General features: G+C 46.8%; 7 protein-coding genes. 5 read left to right on the top strand and 2 right to left on the bottom strand.

Annotated features, from left to right (window positions below; all coding sequences use genetic code 11):
• The 4 genes from BIZ37_RS29240 to BIZ37_RS29225 form a co-directional block, all read left to right on the top strand.
• Nucleotides 1–864: methyl-accepting chemotaxis protein (locus BIZ37_RS29240; RefSeq protein ID WP_187464533.1), on the top strand; the 864-nt coding region annotated here is incomplete at its 5' end.
• 130 nt (nt 865–994) lie between these two features.
• Nucleotides 995–1,939 (top strand): SPFH domain-containing protein, encoded by a 945-nt coding sequence (locus BIZ37_RS29235; protein ID WP_107296148.1) that lies wholly within the window; start codon nt 995–997, stop codon nt 1,937–1,939.
• Nucleotides 1,936–2,394, top strand: a complete 459-nt coding sequence (locus BIZ37_RS29230; protein ID WP_107296149.1) for an NfeD family protein — start codon at nt 1,936–1,938, stop codon at nt 2,392–2,394. Before BIZ37_RS29235 ends, BIZ37_RS29230 begins: the two co-directional genes overlap by 4 nt.
• Nucleotides 2,395–2,776: 382 nt before the next feature.
• A complete protein-coding gene (locus tag BIZ37_RS29225; protein WP_187464532.1) occupies nt 2,777–3,616 on the top strand; it encodes an isopenicillin N synthase family oxygenase in 840 nt (279 codons plus the stop codon).
• A gap of 85 nt (nt 3,617–3,701) precedes the next feature.
• Here BIZ37_RS29225 and BIZ37_RS29220 read toward each other — a convergent pair whose 3' ends face one another.
• A complete protein-coding gene (locus tag BIZ37_RS29220; protein ID WP_187464531.1) occupies nt 3,702–4,106 on the bottom strand; it encodes a hypothetical protein in 405 nt (134 codons plus the stop codon).
• Nucleotides 4,107–4,386: 280 nt separating this feature from the next.
• Between BIZ37_RS29220 and BIZ37_RS29215 the strand changes: the two genes are divergently transcribed.
• Nucleotides 4,387–4,845: a c-type cytochrome gene (locus tag BIZ37_RS29215; RefSeq protein ID WP_187464530.1), complete on the top strand. Its 459-nt coding sequence runs from the start codon at nt 4,387–4,389 to the stop codon at nt 4,843–4,845.
• Between the two features lie 66 nt (nt 4,846–4,911).
• Here BIZ37_RS29215 and BIZ37_RS29210 read toward each other — a convergent pair.
• Nucleotides 4,912–5,499, bottom strand: a 588-nt coding sequence (locus BIZ37_RS29210) for a YdcF family protein (RefSeq protein WP_187464529.1), incomplete at its 5' end; no start/stop codon positions are given.

Raw genomic sequence — 5,499 nt, 5'->3', positions numbered from 1 at the left:
TTTGTGTCGACTATCCATCACACAATACTAGATGTTTCTGCAACACTCGAAGTCGTGCAAAAGGCGACGGGGAATATCCAGCATGAATCCCAGGAAGTTGCCGGCCATGCCGAAGCACAACAAGTAGAAAGTGCCCATGTCGCATCAGCAGTCCATAAGATGAGTGCGACTATCGACGATGTTAGCCAGCATGCAGGTGAGGCCGCGCAGGCTAGTCAGCATGCCAATGGTGAATCCAAGGCTGCAAAATCGGTATTGGGTGATGCGGTGCAGTCCATTCACCAGTTGGCGGACGATATCGAGAGTTCAAGCCAGGTCATTTTGGATCTTGAGCAGGATGTAGGAACTATTGCCTCGGTTCTCGATGTGATCCGCGGTATTGCGGAACAAACTAACCTCTTAGCACTCAATGCCGCTATTGAAGCTGCGCGTGCCGGTGAACAGGGCCGGGGGTTTGCTGTTGTGGCTGATGAAGTACGCTCTCTTGCAAGCAAAACCCAAGTGAGCACGGGGGAAATCCAGACGATGATCGAACGGCTGCAACTGGGCTCCAAAGAAGCCGTAGAGGCGATGGCGCGAAGTCGGGAAAGTGGCATCGCAACGGTTAGCCAAGCCAACAAAGCCAATGAGTCGCTGGATCTTATTAATCATTCTATTGAAGTGATCAATGATATGAACCTGCAAATTGCAGCAGCGGCAAAGCAGCAGAGCCTAGTCAGTGAAGATATCAGCCAGAATGTACAGAAAATTGCCGATAAAAGTCAGGGCGTAGTCGATAAAATTGCCATGACCAAAGATGCCTTTGGCCAGTTGGCAGGGCAATGCCAGCAACTACGTGGTCAAGTTGGGCGATTTCGGGTTTGATGGTTGGTGTGAATGAAATTGCCTGTGAAAAAGGTTTTTTATTGAAAGTCAGTAGCCTAGCCATTGTATTGGTATGGTTGCATAGGCTATTCTGACTACCAACTGAACGCTGTATATTAAGGAGAGTAACATGCCGTACGATACTTTGGTCACTGTCGGCGTATTTATCGTCGTGGCAATTGTCTTTATTGCTTCTGGTGTCAAAACCGTTCCGCAGGGAAGTGAATGGACAGTAGAACGTTTTGGTCGGTACACCAAAACGCTCCGTCCAGGCCTTAATTTAATTGTGCCATTCATTGATCAGATTGGTAACAAGATCAACATGATGGAACGAGTGTTAGATATCCCTGCTCAAGAGGTTATCTCGCGTGATAATGCCAATGTGACAATTGACGCAGTGTGTTTTGTACAGGTAATCGATGCTGCCAAAGCCGCTTATGAAGTGACGGATTTGGAACATGCTATCCGCAACTTGACTCTTACTAACATCCGTACCGTACTTGGTTCGATGGAGCTTGATGAGATGCTCTCCCAGCGCGATACCATCAATGGCAGGTTGTTGACGATTGTGGATCAGGCAACCAATCCTTGGGGGGTAAAAGTCACTCGTATCGAAATCAAAGATGTTCAGCCTCCAGCTGATTTGACCTCGGCAATGAATGCCCAGATGAAAGCTGAGCGTAATAAACGTGCCGAGGTGTTAGAGGCTGAAGGGGTTAGACAAGCCGAAATCTTGCGCGCAGAAGGTCATAAGCAATCTGAGATCTTGCGTGCTGAAGGTGATAAGCAAGCTGCTATTTTGCAGGCAGAGGCGAGGGAGCGTGCTGCTGAAGCTGAGGCAAGGGCGACGGCTATGGTTTCTGATGCGATTGCAAAAGGGGACTTGCAGGCGGTTAACTACTTTATCGCCCAAGGGTACACCGAGGCATTGAAAACTATCGGCCAAGCTGAAAATGGTAAAATTATTATGTTACCGCTGGAAGCAACGGGCTTGATGGGTTCAGTTGCAGGGATCACCGAGATCTTAAGCCAGACGGGACGCAATAAAGAGGGTGAGAAAGGTAAGCAGGCATGATCACGCTACTTGAGCAAATGAATGTCTGGCACTGGCTAGCGCTGGGCTTGGTATTATTGCTACTTGAATTATTAGGTACCGCTGGATACCTGCTATGGCTTGGGGTATCCGCTTTATTGGTCGGGGCTATTTTGTTTTTCCTGCCGCTCGGGTGGGAAATGCAGTGGCTGACGTTTGCGGTGTTCTGTTTGTTCACCACTTGGTTGTGGTGGCGTTATCAGCACAAAAAAGATAAGGCCGGCGATGAGCAACGCAGCTTGAACCAACGTTCCGAGCAATTAGTCGGGCAAACCTGTGTACTTGATAATGATTTTCCGATCGGTCAAGGCCGCTTGCAACTTGGCGATACAACCTGGTCTGCCAAATCAGAGGCCAATATTCCCGCAGGAACCTTGGTCGAGGTTGTTCGGGTTGAAGGCATCGTTGTCGTTATCCAAGAAAAAGCCAACCAATAATAGCGAAGAATGAGCAATATTGAGTGGTGGCGTGTAATGGTAAGTTTATGCGGATTGCTTCGACTATATTGGCTCTGTGCTTGAGGACACAACCTTGCAGCACAACTTAATACTGCTGAGCTGACGATCTACCCATTAGTCATGTTCAGTCAGTGTTGGGTGTCTTCATACTACTTAAATGTGTTTGTAATTTGCTGGTATTGCCTCTGCTTATGCGGAGGCATTTTTTTATGTTTCCTGTTGTGAACAGATTGTTTCCAAAATGGCTGTGTAGGTTGGTTGATGCAAACGATAAAATGCCATGCAACCGATTACGTCGGTAAAAATAGCCAAGCTACTTGGTATAAAAATAACGAGTCAGTCAGATAGAAGAAGATTAATTATGAAATTGGAAGCAGTTGATTACAATGCGCCCGATGCCGCCGAGCGTTTTGTCGAGTCACTCCGTAATACCGGTTTTGGTGTTCTTAAGAACCACCCAATCCAGCAGCAGCTAGTTCAGTCGATTTATGACAATTGGCAAGGTTTTTTTAACACCGAAGAGAAAGACAACTTCCGTTATAATGTTGACACGCAGGACGGTTTTTTCCCTTCAGAAGTGTCGGAAGTAGCTAAGGGCCACTCCAAGAAAGACATCAAGGAATATTTCCATTACTACCCATGGGGTCAATGCCCAGACACGTTAAAAGCAGAGCTGCAGCGTTACTTCGAGGAAGCCAATAAACTGGCCAGCCAGCTACTAGGTTGGGTCGAAGAGCATTCTCCGGCAAATGTATCTGAATTGTATTCCCAGCCGCTGTCGTCGATGATTGATGGAAGCGAAAAGACCTTGCTACGTGTACTTCACTACCCGCCGCTAAAAGGTGATGAAGAGTTGGGTGCTATCCGTGCCGGTGCCCACGAAGATATCAACCTGCTGACGGTTCTGCCTGCTGCCAATGAGCCAGGCCTTCAGGTATTGACTAAAGAAGGTGAGTGGCTGGATGTGCCGTGTGATTTCGGTAATCTGATCATCAATATCGGCGATATGCTGCAAGAAGCTTCTGGGGGTTACTTCCCGTCAACGACGCACCGTGTAATCAACCCTGAAGGGGCGGATAAGACGAAAGCGCGTATTTCACTCCCGTTGTTCCTGCACCCTAAACCAGAGGTTGTGCTGTCAGAGCGCCATACTGCGAACAGTTATCTGATGGAGCGTCTGCGCGAGTTGGGTGTTATCTAAAGCGCCTGATAGAGCAAATCTTTTAGAACAGCCCGGCTTTTGTCGGGCTGTTTTATTAGTACTTTAAAGTAAGTAGCAAGGTTTGTTATACCTGATCGGGATTATCGCCTGCCTTTTCAAAGTAGAACTTGTACTCACGTACGCCGTCTATTTGTACCCCTTTATCCCTTAATTCGAGGTACTGCTGCAGTTTTACCGTTCTGAAATCCAATGCTTTCAGCGCTAGGATGATACGCAGCTCATCCATTGAACGAGACTTGGCACTGGAACTACAAGAGCCACAGATAACATGTGTCTTTGCTTTGAATCCTGTCTTATCTAGCCAACTGAGTGCCTTAGGCTCGTTCCGCTCTCCGCAAAAGTAACAGCAATTGTTTTGTTTTAGAGCTGCTTGCTCCCTCAACGCCTTGGGACTTAGTGGCTTGTTAGCTGTAGAGGTGTTGCTTTTGTTATTGCCGCTAAAAGCCGAGAACTGAACTACGTTGGACATTTTGGGTAACTCTCACAAATAAGGTGTTATTGGTTAGACGTTGCTTGTTGTTAATCCTAACTGCGTATCTAACGGTAATCTACTTTTTCGCGACTCTCAGTTAGTGTTGGCAAGCTTAGTGCGAACTGGTCTTGAGCAGGACATAAAGTGTTTTTTGACCTGAATCAACCAAGGCGGATTTAGCCGTTCATCTAGCCTGTAGCGCTTCACATCCACTCCTACACTTAACATAGCCACAGAATCTGTTGAACAAATCCAAGCAAAAGACAGGTGGTGATTTATGAAAACTTTATCATTACTAGTTGGTACAGTATTAGTTGCCGCACTAACTGGTTGTTCGCCGCCCGAGCGTGGTAATACCGCTGCGTTTACATTGCCACCGGGCAATGCCGCCCATGGTGAAGAGTTGTTCCGGCATTATCAGTGTTTGAGTTGCCATACCATGGAAGGCTATGAGCGTCCTGAAGTGCTGGATGAGTCCGGTGTGAGCGTAGAGCTAGGTGGCCCCGTACCAAGGCTTAAGAAGTATCAGGAATTGGTTATCTCGGTCATTAACCCAAGCCACCGTATTGCACAAGGGTTTGACCCCGGTGAAGTCGTCCGATCTGGCGAATCAATCATGCCAAGCTATAACGATGTGATGACCGTTACTGATTTGGTCGACCTTATCACCTTCCTTGAAAGTAAATACGAGCTAGAGCCTTTTGAATATACCCAGTATGAAGGGTTTTACTATTAGCATTTGACCTCCATCCGCTACGTGCGGTTTGAGAGTAAGGCCCATGAAGGGCCTATTTTTTTGTTCTTACATTTGTATGTGTTTGCCACACATAAATGCCGGTAGTCCATATCCGCGTATTGCGTCGATATAACAATTTATTCGCGTTTGTCCGGTAGGGAAATTCTCTGGTGATAATCCATCTTTGACAGCAATATGATCAAAAGAGATAACCTCAAATGAGTTGTTGCTGTTGTTGTGGTAATTACTTTTGTTTTGAAATTGCATCGTCTCAAACAAAACTTGGGAGCGGTGAACATGAATTGAGGCGCTGACTAACGTAGCTTTTCTGATCTCCTGAGCCTGCAAGATCCCCAAACTGCGTTTGGCGTTTTCTATCGTATTGATGGCTTTATCTTCTTTGATAATCCGTCTGCCATTGATTCCTCTTTTCAAAAGCCAGCGTTCCATTTGTTCCGCTTCGGTTATCCCTGCTGTCTCTACACCGCCTGTGACAATGATAATACTGTCCGGATTAAGGGTTGCTATTTCGATAGTTTTTTCCAGCCGTAATTCGAGAGGGGGGGCGATAGAACCATCAACGTTGAGTTTATAGCCAAGAGTAACAATGGCATGCTTTGCATCAGGCTGTTGTGCTGAATTGGAGCCATCTTG

This window comes from Photobacterium sp. BZF1 (assembly GCF_014349205.1).
Taxonomy (GTDB): Bacteria; Pseudomonadota; Gammaproteobacteria; order Enterobacterales; family Vibrionaceae; genus Photobacterium.
This window is presented reverse-complemented; position numbering and strand designations above follow the sequence as displayed.